Annotated in this window: 15 protein-coding genes; 5 read left to right on the plus strand and 10 right to left on the minus strand. The window is 63.3% G+C overall.

Going from position 1 to position 16,452, the window contains the following annotated elements; all coding sequences use genetic code 11:
• Positions 1–130: 130 nt before the first annotated feature.
• Complete coding sequence (locus X735_RS159300; protein WP_023809726.1) at positions 131–979, minus strand: EAL domain-containing protein; 849 nt, start codon at positions 977–979, stop codon at positions 131–133.
• Positions 976–1,875, minus strand: coding sequence for an EAL domain-containing protein (locus X735_RS159295; protein WP_023809727.1), 900 nt, complete (start codon positions 1,873–1,875; stop codon positions 976–978). The genes X735_RS159300 and X735_RS159295 overlap by 4 nt, the downstream gene beginning before the upstream one ends.
• Positions 1,876–2,082: 207 nt before the next feature.
• Here X735_RS159295 and X735_RS159290 point away from each other — a divergent pair, with 207 nt between their 5' ends.
• A complete protein-coding gene (locus X735_RS159290) occupies positions 2,083–3,285 on the plus strand; it encodes a pyridoxal phosphate-dependent aminotransferase (RefSeq protein ID WP_023809728.1) in 1,203 nt (400 codons plus the stop codon).
• Between the two features lie 92 nt (positions 3,286–3,377).
• On the opposite strand, the gene X735_RS159285 is transcribed toward X735_RS159290, so the two are convergent.
• Both X735_RS159285 and X735_RS159280 read right to left on the minus strand, forming a co-directional pair.
• The gene (locus X735_RS159285) at positions 3,378–4,895 is read right to left on the minus strand and encodes an MFS transporter (RefSeq protein WP_023809729.1); all 1,518 of its coding nucleotides are present in this window, start codon (positions 4,893–4,895) and stop codon (positions 3,378–3,380) included.
• Positions 4,896–5,077: 182 nt separating this feature from the next.
• A complete protein-coding gene (locus X735_RS159280; protein ID WP_023809730.1) occupies positions 5,078–5,473 on the minus strand; it encodes a cupin domain-containing protein in 396 nt (131 codons plus the stop codon).
• Between the two features lie 290 nt (positions 5,474–5,763).
• On the opposite strand from X735_RS159280, the gene X735_RS159275 reads away from it, so the two are divergent.
• Together X735_RS159275 and X735_RS159270 are read left to right on the plus strand one after the other, a co-directional pair.
• The gene (locus X735_RS159275; RefSeq protein ID WP_023809731.1) at positions 5,764–7,815 is read left to right on the plus strand and encodes an elongation factor G; all 2,052 of its coding nucleotides are present in this window, start codon (positions 5,764–5,766) and stop codon (positions 7,813–7,815) included.
• A gap of 719 nt (positions 7,816–8,534) precedes the next feature.
• Positions 8,535–9,032, plus strand: a complete 498-nt coding sequence (locus X735_RS159270; protein WP_023809732.1) for an isoprenylcysteine carboxylmethyltransferase family protein — start codon at positions 8,535–8,537, stop codon at positions 9,030–9,032.
• 175 nt (positions 9,033–9,207) lie between these two features.
• Here X735_RS159270 and X735_RS159265 read toward each other — a convergent pair whose 3' ends face one another.
• Together X735_RS159265 and trxB are read right to left on the minus strand one after the other, a co-directional pair.
• Positions 9,208–10,104, minus strand: coding sequence for a LysR family transcriptional regulator (locus tag X735_RS159265; protein WP_023809733.1), 897 nt, complete (start codon positions 10,102–10,104; stop codon positions 9,208–9,210).
• A gap of 79 nt (positions 10,105–10,183) precedes the next feature.
• Complete coding sequence (trxB, locus tag X735_RS159260; RefSeq protein ID WP_023809734.1) at positions 10,184–11,158, minus strand: thioredoxin-disulfide reductase; 975 nt, start codon at positions 11,156–11,158, stop codon at positions 10,184–10,186.
• 248 nt (positions 11,159–11,406) lie between these two features.
• Here trxB and X735_RS159255 point away from each other — a divergent pair, with 248 nt between their 5' ends.
• Positions 11,407–11,886, plus strand: coding sequence for an Lrp/AsnC family transcriptional regulator (locus X735_RS159255; RefSeq protein WP_023809735.1), 480 nt, complete (start codon positions 11,407–11,409; stop codon positions 11,884–11,886).
• 251 nt (positions 11,887–12,137) lie between these two features.
• On the plus strand, positions 12,138–12,932 hold the full coding sequence (locus X735_RS159250; protein WP_023809736.1) for a glycosyltransferase family 2 protein: 795 nt from the start codon (positions 12,138–12,140) through the stop codon (positions 12,930–12,932).
• Between the two features lie 4 nt (positions 12,933–12,936).
• On the opposite strand, the gene X735_RS159245 is transcribed toward X735_RS159250, so the two are convergent.
• The 4 genes from X735_RS159245 to X735_RS159230 all read right to left on the minus strand — a co-directional run bounded on the left by X735_RS159245 (position 12,937) and on the right by X735_RS159230 (position 16,437).
• Positions 12,937–13,596 carry an HAD family hydrolase gene (locus tag X735_RS159245; protein ID WP_023809737.1) on the minus strand — a complete coding sequence of 220 codons (660 nt, stop codon included), beginning with the start codon at positions 13,594–13,596 and terminating at the stop codon, positions 12,937–12,939.
• Complete coding sequence (locus tag X735_RS159240) at positions 13,589–14,161, minus strand: SIS domain-containing protein (protein WP_023809738.1); 573 nt, start codon at positions 14,159–14,161, stop codon at positions 13,589–13,591. The genes X735_RS159245 and X735_RS159240 overlap by 8 nt, the downstream gene beginning before the upstream one ends.
• Positions 14,162–14,168: 7 nt before the next feature.
• Positions 14,169–15,662 carry a D-glycero-beta-D-manno-heptose-7-phosphate kinase gene (gene rfaE1 / locus X735_RS159235; protein WP_023809739.1) on the minus strand — a complete coding sequence of 498 codons (1,494 nt, stop codon included), beginning with the start codon at positions 15,660–15,662 and terminating at the stop codon, positions 14,169–14,171.
• Positions 15,663–15,804: 142 nt separating this feature from the next.
• A complete protein-coding gene (locus X735_RS159230) occupies positions 15,805–16,437 on the minus strand; it encodes a LysE family translocator (RefSeq protein ID WP_013530072.1) in 633 nt (210 codons plus the stop codon).
• Between the last annotated feature and the right edge of the window lie 15 nt (positions 16,438–16,452).

Genomic DNA, 16,452 nt, shown 5'->3' on the forward strand with positions numbered 1-16,452 from the left:
TCCGGAGCACTGTCTCCGCGCGATTATCGCAGCGGCGGCGGCCTCAACCAATGATTTGTTTTGGTACGACGATCAGCGCCGCTGATGCAAAGCGTCCAAGGACGCTCACGGCACCAATTGTCGGCATGCCCTAGCCAAAGAGGGGCACGACCTTGCTGTCCCGGCCCAGCAGCGCATCGATGACCAGCGGCTTTTCCTCGAATACCGTGCCGGCAAGCGCGGGACGGGCGAGGAGAAAACCCTGCAGCAGGTCGACGCCGCCTTCGAGCGCGACGCGCAGATGGGTGGGCTGCTCGATGCCTTCGACCAGCACCTTGGCGCCGCGGTCATGCAGGCTGGAAACCAGCGGGCGGAAGAACCGTTCGGCGGCGGCGTGGCGGCAGAACTCCGCGAACCAGGTGCCGTCGATCTTGACGATGTCGGGCTTGAGCAGGCTCACCCGCTCCTCGGTCGAGTGTCCGGTGCCGAAATCGTCGATGGCGATGCGGATGCCGTCGCGCCGCAATTCGCGCACCAGCCGCGTGAGAACCGCATCGTCGGCCGCCTGTTCGGTGATTTCGCAGACCAGCATGGCCGGCGCCAGGCCGAACTCGCCGAGATGCCTGGTCATCAGGCGAATCTCGGCCAGTGCCCGCCCGGCATGGTCGTTGATCAGCGGATTGTAGTTGAAGAACAGGTCGAGCCCATCGACGCCTATATTGCGGAAATTCCTGAGATGCAGCGCCCGGCACATGGTTTCCACAAACAGCCGGTCCGAGACGGCAACGCTTTCGAAGAACATTTTTGGCGCACCGGGGCGGCCGGCACGGTGCGGCTCGATCAGGGCTTCGGCCGCGACCGCGTGAAGGAAACGGCCGCGCGGCGCGAAAATCGGCTGGTAGGCGCTGCGCAGCCGGAACTCGCCATATATGCCGTATTCGATGCCGACTTCGTCGACCTGGATCGCATCGCCGACATTGCGCCGCCGATCATCTCTCATGTCGCCACACGGCGCCCGAAGGCCTTGACCGGCCGCGCCGAAGGCGTTGCCACGGCAGGAACCGTGTCGACGGCAGCAGCGACAGGCGCCTGCCTGGCCTTGTCGAAGACGCCAAAGCTGGTCGGCGCCAATTCGGGCCGCGCCAGCACGAAACCCTGCACCATCGACGCACCCGATTTCTCGGCGAGCTCCAGTTGCCAGCCCTCCTCGATGCCTTCGAACACCGTATGGATGCCTTGCTCCTCGAAGTTCTTCACCATGGCGGTCAGCAACGCAAAGCCGGCGCCGGACTCCATCAGCTGCGTGATCCAGTAGGCATCGAACTTGACGATATCCGGCTTCAACTCCTTGACCCGATTGATGTCGGAATCGTCGGCGCCATAATCGTCGACGGCGATGCGAAAACCGTTGGCCCTCAGTGCCGCGACGAAGCCGTGCAAGGCTTCCTGCGACGCCGACCGCTGCTCGGTCACCTCGCAGACGACGCGACGCGGGTCGATGCCGGCCTCGTGCAGCACGAGCCGCATGTCGCGCAAGGCAGCGTCGGCAACAGTGCGTTCGGTGAACACCGACGGGTCGAAATTGACGAAGATCGACGCTTCCCGCGGCAGGCAGGCACCGGCGTTGAGAAGATGCAGCGTCCTGGTCAGCGCCTCGATATGCAGCCGGTCGGCGGCCGGACAGGTCGAGAAGAAATTCATCGGCGATTGTGGCTCGCCGTCGCGGAACGGTCGGATCAGCCCTTCGAACGCGACCACCGACAGCTTGCCTTCCTTGAAAGCGAAGATCGGCNAGATCGGCTGGAAGGCGCTTTGCAGCGTGTAGATGCCCCAGACACCGGTGGAGGTGCCGTCGTCCTGGCGGATGATGTGGGCAAGCCCGACGCTGCGCGACACGGTTCCTCGCTCCGCAATTGGTCTGCGATCCTGCCACTCAAGCCTCTACCGCTCGTTAATGAATTTATTGTTGCCGGCCCCGGTTCCGATCACAGCTCCTTGAGACCTGGATCAGCCGACAATGCTTGCGTTGCGCGAAATCATGCGACATGAGAAGCGCCGCGGTCGCTCCTGGCCGCGCCGATCTTCCATGGAGACGTCAAGCTCATGGCCTTTCTTGCCGACACCCTTTCCCGCGTGAAGCCTTCCGCCACCATCGCGGTCACGCAGAAAGCGCGCGAGCTGAAAAATGCCGGCCGTGACATTATTGGGCTTGGCGCCGGCGAACCGGATTTCGACACGCCAGACAACATCAAGAATGCGGCGATTGAGGCAATCCACCGTGGCGAAACCAAGTATCCGCCGGTTTCGGGCATCGTGCCGCTGCGCGAGGCGATCGCAAAAAAGTTCAAGCGCGAGAACAATCTCGACTACAAGCCCGAGCAGACCATAGTCGGCACCGGCGGCAAGCAGATCCTGTTCAACGCCTTCATGGCGACGCTGAACCCCGGCGACGAGGTCATCATTCCTCGCCCCTACTGGGTCAGCTACCCCGAGATGGTGGCGATCTGCGGCGGCACCTCCGTGTTTGCCGACACCTCGATCGACAACGGCTTCAAGCTGACCGCTTCCGTGCTGGAAAAGGCGATCACGCCGCGCACGAAGTGGCTGCTGATGAACTCGCCGTCGAATCCCTCGGGCGCTGCCTACACCGAGGCCGAACTGCGCGCGCTGGCCGACGTGCTGTTGAGGCATCCGCATGTCTGGACGCTGACCGACGACATGTACGAGCACCTGACCTATGGCGATTTCGTCTTCAAGACCATCGCCGAGGTCGAGCCGAAACTCTATGAGCGCACGCTGACCATGAACGGCGTGTCGAAAGCCTATGCCATGACCGGCTGGCGCATCGGTTATGCAGCGGGTCCGGTTCAACTGATCAAGGCGATGGACATGATCCAGGGTCAGCAAACATCGGGCGCCTGCACCATTGCGCAATGGGCATCCGTCGAGGCGCTGAATGGCCCGCAGGATTTCATCGCCAAAAACAAGGCGATCTTTCAAGGCAGGCGCGACCTTGTCGTGTCGATGCTCAACCAGGCACGCGGCATCACCTGTCCGTCGCCGGAAGGCGCCTTCTATGTCTATCCCTCCTGCGCCCAGCTGATCGGCAAGAAGACCAAAGCTGGCAGGCTGATCGACACCGACGAGACCTTCTGCTCGGAACTGCTCGAAGCCGAGGGCGTCGCGGTGGTGTTCGGCTCGGCCTTCGGCCTCGGGCCCAACTTCCGCATCTCCTACGCGACCTCGGAGACGCTTCTGGAAGAAGCCTGCACACGCATCCAGCGTTTTACGGCTTCGCTGACCTGACCGACGCACTATGAACGCGAAAAACCCCGAAGGTTGTGTCCAACTTTCGGGGGTCAGTTCATCACCGCCGGGTTTTTAATGGGTCGTCAGCCTCACGCCTCGTGCTTGGTCTCTTTGGCAGAGCGCGCCTCGGCCGGCGCCAACACGGCAACCAGCAGTGCGGCGGTGAGGAACGCGCCGATCGCTGCTGTCAGCATCGCGGCGTGGAAGCCGCCGGCATAGGCGGCAGTATAGAGTTCATGCACGCCGCTTTCGCCCATCGCCGCATCGGTTGCGAAATCATGCCGCGAAATTGCAGCACGGGCCACCGCTTCCGCGTTGGCGACACCGGCATCGCCGAGATACCCGGTCAAAAGGTTGGTCGCCCGCATGCTCATCAAGGCGCCGAGCAAGGCGATGCCGATGGCAAGACCGCTCTGGCGGGTGGCATTGATGACCGCCGACACCATGCCCGAGCGTTCGCGCGGCGCATAGGACATGGCCGCGGCGCTGCCGGTTGGAATCGCCAGCGCATTGCCGAGGCCGCCAATGGCGAACAGAAGACACAGCATCGCGTAGGATGTCGAAGGGACGGCCCAGCACATGCCGAGCATGGACAGACCGATAGCAACATAGCCGATGGTCATCAGCGCGGAGTGACCATAGCGCGCGCTCAGCCTGCCGATCCATGGCGACACCACGATCTGGACGATGAAAGCCGGCGCCATGCGCAGGCCGGTCTGCGTCGGCGACCAGCCCTGCACCTGCTGCAGGAACATCGAGAAGAAGAAGACGCTGGAATAGGAGGTGAAGCCGAGCGCGAACGAAGCGACATTGGCGACGGCGAAGCGAACGTCACGGAACAGGCCAAGCGGCAGCATCGGCCGTGCCGTGCGCGCCTCGAAGCCGAGGAAAGCAGCCAGGCCGACGACGCCGGCGATGAGCGCCGCGACCGTCCTTGGCTCGCCCCAGCCATTCTCGCCGGCCGAGATCAGGCCAAAGGTCAGCGCCCCCAGCCACAGGATGCTGAGAGCCAGACCGACGAGATCGAGATGGGCATGTTCGGGATGCGCCGTCTCGTTGATCGAAGCAGCACCGAGCGCGATCGTGATCAAGCCCAGCGGCAGGTTGATCAGGAAGATGCTTTGCCAGCCGACGGTCTCGACCAGGATGCCACCGAGGACGGGACCAACGAGCAGAGAGATGGCAGCGAACGACGCCCAGCCGCCAATGACGCCGGCGCGCTGGCGCGCATCGGGAAAGGCCTGCGTCAGGATCGACAGCGCGCCTGGAATGAGCAGCGAGCCGGCGATGCCCTGTACCACTCGGCCGGCCAGTAGCACCGGCAGATTGGGCGCGACGGCGCAGATCAGCGAGCCGGCCACGAAGATGCCGACGCCGGCCAGCCACGAGCGCTTGCGGCCGTAGCGGTCGCCGATCAGGCCCGACGACAGCATGAAGGCGGACAGGCACAGCGTGTAGGCGTCGACCACCCATTGCAGGCCGCCGAAATCGGTTTGCAACGCCTGCTGGATGGTCGGCAGCGCGACATTGACGATGCTGACGTCGAGCAGAGCCACGAACGAACCAAGATAGACAGCGGCGACCAGGGGCAAACGGTGCTTTGACATGGCTACGTCCGGACGTGAGTTTCGCAATCATCACTGACCGACGGTCAGTTGAAGGGGCGGCATGGCGCTGTCGATCCGGCGATTGAGCATGGCCTGCGCCACGATACGGGACTCGCCGCGAGTCGCCCTCTTCTAAAAATGTAGCGGCTGGAAGAGAAGCCGGCTTCCTGCGGACTGAGCATTCAGCCGCCATATTGTTCCGATGTCACCCCCTCCAGCCAATCGGCATGGACATCGTCGAGCGCCTCCTGCATCGCGATATGCGTCATCGCCGATTTCGGCGCCGCGCCATGCCAGTGTTTTTCGCCAGGCGCGAACGAGATGACGTCGCCGGCCCTGATCTCCTGGACCGGGCCGCCCCACGTCTGGGCAAGCCCGGCGCCCACCGTCACGTAAAGCGTCTGGCCAAGCGGATGCGTATGCCAGTGGGTGCGCGCGCCCGGCTCGAAGCTGACCAGCGTGGCCCGCAGCCGCGCCGGCGCCTCTTTCTCGATGATCGGCGTCTGCAGCACCCGGCCGGTAAAGTATTTTTCCGGTGCGATGACGGTCGGCACGCTGCCGCAGGCAATGATCTTCATGGGTCGATGGTCCTTCAAACAGCGGGCGACGGATCGCCTGTTTTCAGTTTCGGCCGATATCGATCGACGTGCAACAGCTTCCGGCTGCCAGCCCAGCATATGATCCGCACGGTCCACGGCCGAGCAAAGGGTTTCTATTTTTCTTGCCCTGCCGGCAAACAAGTGGGACGATGGCTTTGGGCAGGTGGCACTTGAAAAGAACCCGCCCGCGACGGTCGAACAGGCCGGCCGCCGCTCAGAACCATACATGCCAGTCGGTCCTACGGGAAACGCCTGAGTGGAGGTCAGTCATGGGTACTCGCGCCGGAGGACGACGCACGGGACCGAAATGCATTGCCATAGTCGGTCCCTTCGCAAGCGGTAAGACGACACTTCTCGAAGCCATATTGGCCCGTACGGGCTCAATTCCCCGACAAAATCCCGTTTCATCAGGTAACACCGTTTCAGATCATTCGCCCGAGGCGCGCGCCCACGCCATGAGCGTCGAGGCGACGGTCGCCACAACCGAATTCATGGGCGAGCAGATCACCTTCGTCGACTGTCCCGGTTCCATCGAATTCTCCTTCGAGGCCGAGCCGGTGCTGGCCGCCTGCGACCTCGCGGTGGTCGTAGCCGAGGCCGACGAAAAGAAGATCCCTGCCCTGCAACTGATCATGCGCAAGCTCGATGATCTCGGCGTGCCGCGCATTCTGTTCCTCAACAAGGTCGACAAGGCAATCATCGGTGTGCGCGACACGCTGAAGATGCTGCAGCCGGCCAGTGCCGTGCCGTTGCTGCTGCGCCAGATTCCGCTGCGCAAGGACGGCGTCGTCATTGGTTCGATCGACCTGGCGCTGGAGCGCGCCTACATCTATCGCGAATATGCCGAAAGCGAGGTGGCGCAGATTCCCGGCGACGACAAGGCACGCGAATTGGAGGCACGCTTCTCCATGCTGGAGACGCTGGCCGACCATGACGACCAGTTGATGGAACAGCTGCTCGAAGAGATCGAGCCGCCCAAGGACGCCGTCTTCGACGACCTTGCCGCCGATCTGCGCGACGGCGCGGTGACGCCGGTGCTGATCGGCACCGCCGAGAAAGGCAACGGCGTGCTGCGCCTCTTGAAGGCGATCCGCCACGACGCGCCCGACATCGAGGCGACCCGCAAGCGGCTCGGCGCACCCGACGGCGCGGCCACCTTGGTCCAGGTAATCAAGACCATCCACACGCCGCATGGCGGCAAACTGTCGGTATCACGTATCCTCTCCGGCCAGGTCGTCGACGGCTCCGAACTTTGGCTGCCCGGCGGCGACACGGCCAAGGTCTCCGGCATTTACCGAATGCTCGGCAAGGACCAGGTTAAGCTCACCATCGCCAAGGCCGGCGACACGGTGGCGCTGGGCAAGCTGGACGAGGTCAAGACCGGCCAGACGCTGAGTTCGGCCAGGGGCGGCATCAAGCCGCTGCTTGAGTTCGTGCCGCCGCAGCCGGTCTTCGCCTTCGCGTTGCGCCCCAAGGAGCGCAAGGACGAAGTGAAGATGTCGGCCGCCATCCAGCGGTTGGCCGAGGAAGACCCTTCGCTTAGCCTGCGCCACAATCAGGACTCGGCCGAGACCGTGCTGTCGGGCCATGGCGAGATGCATTTGCGCGTCGTGCGCGAACGGCTGGAGGGCAAGAACCAGATACCGGTCGAAGGCCATGCGCCGGCGGTGCCCTATCGCGAGACGATCCGCAAACCGGCGCAGCAGCGCGGCCGTCACAAGAAACAGTCCGGCGGCCATGGCCAGTTCGGCGATGTGGTGATCGAGATCAAGCCGCTGCCGCGCGGCTCCGGCTTCCAGTTCACCGATACCATCACCGGCGGCGTCGTGCCGAAGACCTACATCCAGTCGGTCGAAACCGGCGTGCGCGACTATCTGAAGTCCGGGCCGCTCGGCTTTCCCGTGGTCGATGTCGCCGTCAACCTGTCGGACGGCTCGTATCACGCGGTCGATTCCTCCGACATGGCCTTCCAGATGGCGGCCAGGCTGGCGATGAAAGAAGGCATGGCCGCCTGCTCGCCGGTGCTGCTGGAACCGGTGATGAAGGTCGAGATCGTCACGCCGTCCGACGCCACCTCGAAGATCATCGCGCTCATCCCGCAGCGGCGCGGCCAGATCCTCGGCTACGACGCGCGGCCCGACTGGCCGGGATGGGATGTCGTCGAGGCAACCATGCCGCAAGCCGAGATCGGCGACCTGATCATCGAGTTGCGCTCCGCGACCGCGGGCGTTGCCAGCTACCGTGCCGTCTTCGACCACATGGCCGAACTCACCGGCCGTCTGGCCGACGAGGCGATGAACACCAACGGCAAGGCTGCCTGATGGCGTGGCGTTCCTCTCGAACCTGATTTGGGGGAACAAGAGAAAACGACGTCCGGCGGGGCCGGACGTCGTTTTGTTCGCGGACCGTTTCCTTGGGAGGTAAAACGTCAGGTCCGCCGCATTTGGTACCGCCGAGTTCGGCGGAAAAACGGTTCGGACGCGGTAGCCGCCTGAGCCCGGGCCGTACGAGTGATGCCCCCATCTCCCGTCCGAACCACACCGCGTCCTATGATCTACATAGCAGGTCGCGGGCGTCCGGGATATGTTACCAGAGGTTACATGTCACCGTTACGTGGCAATTGTGATGGAATTTTTGGCCGGCCCAGCAGGGCACAGGCAACAAAAAAGCCGGATCAATGAAGATCCGGCTGAGTTTGATTGGAGTGCCTGTTAAGGCTAACCTCCAGAGGGGAACACTCGAGGGCGCTAATGGGAGGAGAACGCGCCCAGGAGATGATCTATATATGTGCTCATCATGCCCAAGAAACAAGCATCTATTTTGCAACACACACATGCAAAAAGACGCAGGCTGTGGTCTAACCCATTCCAGAAGCCAATAGGACCAGCAAAATCGTCGAAATGGAGCGCTGAATCGGGCAATTGCAACTACAGAATCGCTAATCTCGGCTGGCTTTCGGCTCGAAATGCCAAAACTGGGCAATGATGTGGAAGCGGGCAGTAGGCGTGCATTTGTAAGGCAATCGGGGAGGAAGCAGCCAATGCGGACGTTTTCGGCGATCGCGGGCAGTGCGGCCTTCTTCATCGCGGCGCCCTGCGTGGTTGCCGGGCTGGTGCCTTGGCTGTTGACCGATCGCTGGGGCTTGCCGTGGTCTGGTCTCCCGGGCTTTGTCCCTGTCGGCGGGCTTCTGATCGTCGCCGCGGTCGCGGCACTCCTGCATGCCTTCGGCCGTTTTGCGCTTGAGGGCCTGGGCACACCCGCACCGGTCGCCCCGACCGAGAGGCTGGTGATCGGTGGCATCTACCGCCATGTCCGCAACCCGATGTATGTCGCCGTGCTGTCGATCATCCTCGGCCAGGCGCTGCTGTTCTCGAGCTGGGCGCTTGTCGCCTATGCAGTCATCGGCGCGATCGTCATGGGCTCTTTCGTGCGGTTCTACGAGGAGCCGACCTTGGCTCACCGCTACGGCGCCGAATACGACACCTACCGCCGCAACGTCCCGGGCTGGCTGCCTCGACTGTCGCCCTGGCGTGGTTGAGCCACCATCGCAGGGCGCGTTGAGATTCAGGTCAGGCCGAGTCGAGAATGGTGGCTGCCGAGAACCGGAGCGGAGGGTACTTAAGTACGTGAGCACAGTTCTACCGCGATGCGGTAGACGGGGAAGCGCAGGAAGCGGCCATTCGCGGCGGCCTCACTTGAATATCGGCATGCCCTCAGAAGGACCAGCTTCGGGCCTTGGCGATGATGAAGTCCCGGAACACGTGCAGCTTGGCCTGGTTCTTCATCGCGTCGGGATAGGCGAAATAGGTGTCGAAAGACGGCACCTCGGTCTCCGGCAGCAGCTGCACCAGATCGGAGTCCTTGCTGATCACATAGTCGGGCAGCATGGCGATGCCGGCACCGCCCTGCACCGCACGCTTGATCGACAATATGTCGTTGATCTGCAGCGTCGGCACCCTTTGTCCGCCTTCGAAATCACCGACCGTTTCCAGCCAGTTCAGCTCCGACAGATGCGACGGCACCGGCACGCCGAAGGTGACGATGCGATGGGCCTTCAGCTCGGCGACGGAAGACGGCTTGCCATGCTTGGCGACATAGGATGGGGCCGCGTAGAGGTGGAAATGCACGGTGAACAGGCGGCGCTGGATCAGGTCCGGCTGCTGCGGCTGGCGCAGCCGGATGGCGCAATCGGCCTGGCGCATGGTGAGATCGAGTTCCTCGTTGGCGAGGATCAGCTGCAGGCTGATTTCGGGATAAAGTTCGATGAATTCCTGTACCCGCTCGGTCAGCCAGCCGGCGCCCAGCCCCACCGTCGTCGTCACCCGCAGCACGCCCGACGGGCGATCCTTGGTCTCGGTCAGCCGGGACTTGATGGTCTCCAGCTTCATCAGCACGTCATGCGCCGTGCGAAACAGCATCTCACCCTGCTCGGTCAGCACCAGCCCGCGGGCGTGGCGGTTGAACAGCGGCACGCCGACATCATGCTCGAGCGCGCTGACCTGCCGCGAGATCGCCGATTGCGACAGATGCAATGTCTCGGCCGCATGGGTAAACGACCCCGCCTCCGCCGCAGCGTGAAACACGCGTAGCTTGTCCCAGTCCAACGCCATGATTCCCCTCGTTCTGTTTTGGCGTCTGAATGAAAAATCAGGCTTTTACACGGCGTTTCTAAGCCGCTCTCTGAACTCTCTACTCGGCCGCTTCGCGATGCACTTCGATGCCGGCCAGATACTTCTCCGCCTCGAGTGCGGCCATGCAGCCAAGCCCCGCCGCCGTCACCGCCTGGCGGTAGATATCGTCGGTCACATCGCCGGCCGCGAACACGCCCGGCACATCGGTGCGGGTCGAATCCGGCGCCGTCCACAGATAGCCGTTCGGCTTCTGCTTGAGCTTGCCGGCGAACAGTTCAACCGCCGGCGCATGGCCGATGGCCACGAACACGCCGTCGACCTTGAGGTGCGACACCTCGCCGGTCACCGCATGCTTGAGCTTCAGCCCCTCGACCGAGGGCGGCAGCGGCGTCTTGCCGGGCCGGCCGGTGATCTCGTCGACGATCGTGTCCCAGATGACGCGGACATTGTCCTTCTTCAGAAGCCGCTCGCGCAGGATACGTTCGGCGCGAAAATCGCTTCGCCTGTGGATGACCGTCACGCTCTTGGCGAGATTGGACAGATAGAGCGCCTCTTCCACCGCGGAATTGCCGCCACCGATCACCGCGACATCCTTGCCCCTGTAGAAGAAACCGTCGCAGGTGGCGCAGGCCGAGACTCCAAAACCCATGAAGTCCTGCTCGGTCGGGATGCCCAGCCATTTCGCTTGCGCGCCGGTGGCGATGATCAGCGCGTCGGCGGTATAGGTGGTGCCGGAATCGCCCTTGGCACGGAACGGTCGCACGTTGAGGTCGACCTCGGTGATGATGTCGTTGATGATGTCGGTGCCGACATGCTCGGCCTGTTTTAGCATCTGCTCCATCAGCCACGGACCCTGGATCGGGTCGGCGAAGCCGGGATAGTTCTCGACATCGGTGGTGATCATCAATTGCCCGCCCTGCTGCAGGCCGGCGACCAGCATCGGCTTCAGCATGGCGCGGGCGGCATAGACCGCTGCCGTATAGCCGGCCGGACCGGAACCGATGATGAGAACGGGCGCGTGCTTGGTGGTCATGTAAAGCCTCTGCGGAGGGCTGCCGGCAATTGCGGCATGGAAAACTCGATCATTGTCGCGCGTAATGTAAGTGTTGCCCACGACGCCAGCAAGGCAAGTTGGAGTTCGTCCCCGGAAAGCTTTGTCACACCTGTCGCCCGCTGATCCCGCGAAATATTCCGGGCGAAGGATGGAATGGACAGCGAAGTCGTTTAATTACAAAATCACGCAAGATTCTTGCGTATTGCCCCTTGTGATCGAGAGCCCCCATGCCGCTCAAGGCCGACCTCGACGCCATCGACTGGAAGATCCTGCGCGAATTGCAGGGCGACGGCCGCATGACCAATGTCGAACTGTCGAATCGCGTCGGCATTTCGGCGCCGCCATGCCTGCGCCGCGTCAAGCGCCTGGAGGAAGCCGGCATCATCCGTGGCTACCGTGCCTTGCTCAATGCACCAGCGCTCGGCCTCGATGTCGTTGCCTTCTGCCTGGTCGGCCTGCATCATCAGGCCGATGCCGAGCTGCGCATCTTTGCCGAGCGCACCCGCGGCTGGCCGATCGTACGCGACGCCTGGATGGTGTCGGGCGAATCCGATTTCCTGCTCCATTGCGTGGCGAGCGACCTTGGCGCTTTCCAGACCTTCGTCATCGAGGAACTGACCTCGACCCCGAATGTCGACACGGTGCGAACAGCGCTCACCATCCGCCGGGTCAAGGACGAAGGGCTGGTCTCGTTCGCACAGCCTTGACCCGGTTGAACCGCAGCGGGCTTTCGCCGATGCGGCTTGAACGCCTCGCCATATCAGCGCCGCTTTGGCGTTCGATAGCTCTCCTGTGAAGCCGGATGTTCTGCCGTAGCCGTCTTGTTGGTTTCCTAGAGCAATTCCAGAAAAAGTGTGTAACGGTTTTCCTGGGGAAAGCGCATAGCGCTTTCGGGATTGCGTAAACAAGTGGCGCAGGGCAGCCCAATTCCGAGAATTGTGTGCCGTGGGGTGGGACGATGACTCGATTTTCTAGCCCGGTTTCGGCGCTGGTCATCTGCATGAACGAGGCCGATATGATCGGCGAGTGCCTGGAAAGCGTCGATTTCTGCGCCGAGATCATCGTCGTCGATTCGGGCTCGACGGACAGCACTCTGGACGTCGTCAATGGGTACATCGCCAAAGGCTACCCGATAAGGCTGTTTCACAACGATTGGCCGGGCTTTCCTCGTCAGCGGCAATTCGCGCTCGATCAGGCCACGCAACCATGGTGCCTTTCGATTGAAGCCGACGAGGCCATCGACGACGTGCTCAGGCAGTCAATCATGAATGTGACCCAGCTTGGGAGTGACGCCTTCGACGGATGGTACATCAGACGCCGCGACAAGCTGAAGGGCTATGGCTATGCGCACCGCTGGGTGCTTCACAACAGGCTGCTGCGTCTTTTCCGCCGCGACAAGGCCACGATGGACCTTAATCTGCGGGTCCATGAGTCGTTCGAGGTGCCAGGCGAAACCGGCACGATAGAAAATGGCGTGCTGCTGCATCGCCGCGAAATGACCATTGCCGAGGATCTGGCAAGAGCCAACACCTACTCCAGCCTCAAGGTTGCCACGCTGGTCGAACGAGCCAAGAAGCCCGGCCTGATAAGACTGGTGCTGTCGCCTCTCGGCAACTTCCTGAAGTTCTACCTGGCCAAGCGCTACTTCCTGTGCGGCCGGCACGGATTCGTCTATTCGATGCTGGTGATGCTGTATTCGTTCGCGACAGAGGCCAAGCTTTATGAAGCCTGGCGAGACAAAGATCGGATGTAAGCCGTCACGGCGCGCCCGAGGCGGTGCCAAGCGCAGCTATTGCGGCGAGCAGGCCGTCGAAATCCGCGCGGGCGCACCAAGGCTGAATTGTGAAGCCCGATCGGACAGCTGCTTGCCCGTCTACCAGCCAGCCCTGCGCGAGGCCGGCGCGTTGTCCCGCCTCCATGTCGGCCTCCTTGTCGCCGACGATCAGCGAACGCCGCAGATCGAGCCCGAGGCGCCCGGCCGCCTCCAGCAGCATGCCCGGATTGGGCTTGCGCATCGGATGATCGGCGACCGCAAGCACACCGGTGCCAGCTTCGTGATAGGCGCAGGCGACGACCATATCGACGAACGCATTTTCGGCGCGCAGCAGCTCGAGCACGCGGCCGTTGACGGCAGCGAAATCGCCCCAGCCGAAATAGCCACGCGCGATGCCCGACTGGTTGGTGACGATGATGACCGGAATGCCGGCCCGGTTGGCGGCGGCTATCACCGCGGCTATGTCCGCGCGCAGCACCATTTCGGCAGGATCATCCGGATAGCCCGTATCGACATTGATGGTGCCGTCGCGATCGAGGAACAGCGCCGGCGCGCCGGCGGCGAACAGCCTTGAGCCGACCTGCTCGACCCATAGGCCAGGCTCCGCCAGCGGATAGCGGCCAGAGGTCGGGGGATCAGCCATTGCTGAGGCGCGCTTCGACCACCTCGCACAAATGATGGTAAAGGCACAGATGCCCCTGCTGGATGATCGGCGTCGAGGTCGACGGCACGTTGAGCAGGATATCGGACAGAGGCTTCAGCTTGCCGCCGGTGTCGCCGGTCATGCCGATCACCGTCATGTCCATCCTCCGCGCCTGTTCGGCGGCGGCAAGGATGCTCGGCGAATTGCCGCTGGTCGAGATCGCCAGGAGCACCCCGCCGGCGGCGCCATGCGCCTCGACCTGGCGCGAAAAAACCGTGTCGAATCCATAGTCGTTGCCCCAGGCGGTCAGCACCGCTGCATTGGCCGGCAGCGCGATGACATTGTAGGCCTTGCGCTCCTTGAGAAAGCGGCCGACCAGTTCGCCGGCAATGTGGATGGCGTCGCTGGCCGAGCCGCCATTGCCGGCGATGAGCAAGGCTTTCCCCGACGAAAGCGCCGTCACCACCGCGCTCGCTGCCCGCCCCATCTCACCGGTCAGGTCCCGTTCGACCATGGCTGATATGGCAGCCGCGGAGCGGACAAGATAATCGTTCAACTCGGACATGAAACCCTCAGTTTGTGGTGCCGCCGGCGCGCAATTTGCCAATGGTGTTGGTGGTGCTTTTTCCGGCGACCAGATCGACCAGCACGACGCGTCCGCCGGCCTTCTGCACCACATCGGCGCCGACCACGGTGTCGACCGTGTAATCGGCCCCCTTGACCAGTATGTCGGGCAGCAGCGCTTCGATCAGCGCCAGCGGCGTATCTTCCTCGAACACCACGACCGCATCGACCGAGGCAAGTGCTGCCAGCACGCAGGCGCGGTCGTGCTGGTCGTTGACCGGGCGCCCGGCGCCCTTCAGTCGCCGCACCGAGGCATCGCTGTTAAGGCCGAGCACCAGCCGGTCGCACTGGCTGCGCGCCGCGTGCAGCAAGCTGACATGGCCGGCATGCAGGATGTCGAAGCAGCCATTGGTGAAGCCGACGCTCAGGCCCTCTTCCTTCCACGCCGCCACCATGCGGGCGGCCGATGTGGCATCGAGGATGGCGTCCTTGTGGGCGGTCGGCCCATGTGAACGGAACAGCGCGCCGGTGAGTTCCTCGACCGTCAGCCGCGCGGTGCCACGCTTGCCCACCACGACGCCACCAGCGGCATTGGCGATCGAAGCGGCCATGACCGTATCGGCGCCCACGGCCAGCGCCAGCGCGAAGCTCGCGATCACCGTGTCGCCGGCGCCCGAAACGTCGAACACTTCGCGCGCCTGGGTGGCGATGTGGCGCGCCTCGTCGGGACCGACCACGCTCATGCCCTTTTCGCTGCGCGTCGCAACGACGAAATCGAAACCATGTGCCGAAATCAGCTCGCGTGCGGCAGCCACGATCTCGTCATCGGCGAACACCGCATGGCCGACGGCCTCGCCGAGTTCCTTGCGGTTGGGGGTGATGGCGGTCGCCCCGGCATAGCGCGCATAATCGCGGCCCTTCGGGTCGACCAGCACCGGCTTTCCAGCCTCGCGGCAGATGGCGATCAAGTCGCCGGCGACGCCGTCGAGCAGGATGCCCTTGCCGTAGTCGGACAGGATGACGATGTCGGCGCGCGTCAGTGCGGCGCGGAAATGCCGGATCAGGCCGGCTCGCTCCGCAGCACCCAACGGCTTGATTTCCTCCTCGTCGAAGCGCAGCACCTGCTGGTTGAGCGCGCTGAAGCGGCTTTTGGACGAGGTCATGCGACCACGCTCCTGCGCGAGGCCCGCCGTATCGGCGCCAAGCTCGCCGAGCATCCGCACCAGGCTATCGCCTGCCACATCGGTGCCGATGACCGAGACGGGAACAGCGGCAGCACCAAGCGAAACGATGTTGGCCACGACATTGCCGGCACCGCCCATGGTCGAGGTCTCGCCGCGCCCGTGCAGCACCGGGATCGGCGCCTCCGGCGAGATCCGCTCGATGACACCGTTGACGAAACGATCGAGGATGAAGTCGCCGACCACCAGCACGGTGGCCTGGCCGAACCGCGCAATGGCGCGGTGCAACGGTTCGGGAGAAGGCGGATTGTGCTTGATCATGTCACTGGCAACACAGGGAAAAGGCCGATTTCAATCTCATAAGTGCTCATCAATCGACTGGTCGGATCGCTCATGGCGAAAGCCGATATACCGCAAATTCACGCAGCGCAACGGCAGGCATGATCCCGGCAGGCTCGGGCGGTCAGCTCTTCTGCAGGGCGACATGGACGCCCAGCCCGACCAGCACGGCCCCTCCCGCCCGTTGCATCAGCCGCTGTGCCCGGCTCGAACGCCGCAAACGGCCGATCACGGCGCCCGCCAGGAACACACAGACGATATCGGCCGAGGAGAACATCAGATTAACGATCGTGCCGAGCACGACGAACTGCAGCCAGACCGGAAACGCCGCCGAGGCGTCGATGAATTGCGGCAGGAACGCCATGAAGAAGATCGCTGTCTTCGGATTGAGCACCTCGACGGTGATGCTCTCGAAAAAGGCGCGCCGCGCTGATTTGCGCTCGATGGCAGGCAGCGCCGCATCGCCGTCTGCGCGCTTGCGAAACAGCGAGACGCCAAGCCAGATCAGATAGAGCGCGCCGACCAGCTTGACCGCCAGGTAGAGCGTCGGCACGGCATGAAACAGCACCGACAGCCCGGCAGCCGCGGCGAAAACATGCACGTAGCCGCCCAGATGGATGCCAAGTGCCGCCGTCAGGCCGGACCAGCGGCCGCGCGCCATCGTCTGCGCGGCGGCATAGAGCATGGCCGGGCCTGGAATGTAGGCGAAGATCGCCGTGGTGGCGAAAAACGCGATGAGCAGTTCGGTCGATGGCATTTTTGGTCCCTCACG

The organism is Mesorhizobium sp. L2C084A000 (genome assembly GCF_000502875.1).
Taxonomy (GTDB): domain Bacteria; phylum Pseudomonadota; class Alphaproteobacteria; order Rhizobiales; family Rhizobiaceae; genus Mesorhizobium.

Excerpts from the sequence above, each read along its gene's own strand:
- X735_RS159300 (WP_023809726.1), bottom strand. The coding sequence starts at position 979 with ATGAGAGATGATCGGCGGCGCAATGTCGGCGATGCGATCCAGGTCGAC.
- X735_RS159290 (WP_023809728.1), top strand. The coding sequence starts at position 2,083 with ATGGCCTTTCTTGCCGACACCCTTTCCCGCGTGAAGCCTTCCGCCACC.
- X735_RS159285 (WP_023809729.1), bottom strand. The coding sequence starts at position 4,895 with ATGTCAAAGCACCGTTTGCCCCTGGTCGCCGCTGTCTATCTTGGTTCG.
- X735_RS159280 (WP_023809730.1), bottom strand. The coding sequence starts at position 5,473 with ATGAAGATCATTGCCTGCGGCAGCGTGCCGACCGTCATCGCACCGGAA.
- X735_RS159275 (WP_023809731.1), top strand. The coding sequence starts at position 5,764 with ATGGGTACTCGCGCCGGAGGACGACGCACGGGACCGAAATGCATTGCC.
- X735_RS159270 (WP_023809732.1), top strand. The coding sequence starts at position 8,535 with ATGCGGACGTTTTCGGCGATCGCGGGCAGTGCGGCCTTCTTCATCGCG.
- X735_RS159265 (WP_023809733.1), bottom strand. The coding sequence starts at position 10,104 with ATGGCGTTGGACTGGGACAAGCTACGCGTGTTTCACGCTGCGGCGGAG.
- trxB (WP_023809734.1), bottom strand. The coding sequence starts at position 11,158 with ATGACCACCAAGCACGCGCCCGTTCTCATCATCGGTTCCGGTCCGGCC.
- X735_RS159255 (WP_023809735.1), top strand. The coding sequence starts at position 11,407 with ATGCCGCTCAAGGCCGACCTCGACGCCATCGACTGGAAGATCCTGCGC.
- X735_RS159250 (WP_023809736.1), top strand. The coding sequence starts at position 12,138 with ATGACTCGATTTTCTAGCCCGGTTTCGGCGCTGGTCATCTGCATGAAC.
- X735_RS159245 (WP_023809737.1), bottom strand. The coding sequence starts at position 13,596 with ATGGCTGATCCCCCGACCTCTGGCCGCTATCCGCTGGCGGAGCCTGGC.
- X735_RS159240 (WP_023809738.1), bottom strand. The coding sequence starts at position 14,161 with ATGTCCGAGTTGAACGATTATCTTGTCCGCTCCGCGGCTGCCATATCA.
- rfaE1 (WP_023809739.1), bottom strand. The coding sequence starts at position 15,662 with ATGATCAAGCACAATCCGCCTTCTCCCGAACCGTTGCACCGCGCCATT.
- X735_RS159230 (WP_013530072.1), bottom strand. The coding sequence starts at position 16,437 with ATGCCATCGACCGAACTGCTCATCGCGTTTTTCGCCACCACGGCGATC.